This window comes from Labilibaculum filiforme, assembly GCF_002843315.1.
Classification (GTDB): Bacteria; Bacteroidota; Bacteroidia; order Bacteroidales; family Marinifilaceae; genus Labilibaculum; species Labilibaculum filiforme.
In genome coordinates, this window is sequence record NZ_MVDD01000055.1 from 1 (window position 1) to 1,017 (window position 1,017).

The window sequence follows — 1,017 nt, forward strand, 5'->3', positions numbered from 1 at the left end:
AATCTATATCAAAAGCATCAGCTTTCTCTATAGGCGAAAATAATTTTTTCGTAGATATATAACTAAATTCGCTATACTTAGTCTTGATTTTTTGTAATTCAGAAAAAGGAAATTTGTTGTTTTCGCAATTAAGATATGTAATAGCTGTGTTGTTTGTCAGATCTAAACTGGTTATTTTATTATCAGAGCAATTAAGACTTGCAATAGCTGTATTGTTGGTTAAATCCAGACTTGTAAATTGATTGTTTCTGCAATCAAGGTTTGTAATAGCTAAATTGTTGGTTAAATCTAAACTAGTTAAATTATTCCCGTCGCAATCAAGGGATGTAATAGCTGTGTTGTTTGTCAGATCTAAACTGGTTATTTTATTATCAGAACAATTAAGACTTGCAATAGCTGTATTGTTGGTTAAATCCAGACTTGTAAATTGATTGTTTCTGCAATCAAGGTTTGTAATAGCTAAATTGTTGGTTAAATCTAAACTAGTTAAATTATTCCCGTCGCAATCAAGGGATGTAATAGCTGTGTTGTTTGTCAGATCTAAACTGGTTATTTTATTATCAGAGCAATTAAGACTTGCAATAGCTGTATTGTTGGTTAAATCCAGACTTGTAAATTGATTGTTTCTGCAATCAAGGTTTGTAATAGCTAAATTGTTGGTTAAATCTAAACTAGTTAAATTATTCCCGTCGCAATCAAGGGATGTAATAGCTGTATTATTGGTTAAATCTAAACTAGTTAATTGGTTTCTATATACGCTTAATGATTTTAAACGTGAAAAATATCCTATTCCTGTTAGATCAACTATATTCTTAGAACGTAAATTTAGGCTTGTAGTAAGTATAGCTTCAATTTCAGAAATCTCAGTATCCCCATTGGTATTGATCTCAGTATTATCGACCAATGCCTTTTTAAAATTGGCATCGGGAATTTCGATTATATTATTGTTGTTAATGGTAACAGATTCAGTTGTTAGTTCTGCCTCAGGGAAAGTCTCATTTGTCATTTTGCAATAAT

General features: G+C 30.5%; 1 pseudogene. It reads right to left on the reverse strand.

The annotated features are described in order from the left end of the window. Positions 1 to 1,017 (reverse strand): annotated as a pseudogene (locus BZG02_RS20945) (hypothetical protein); the annotation flags it as partial.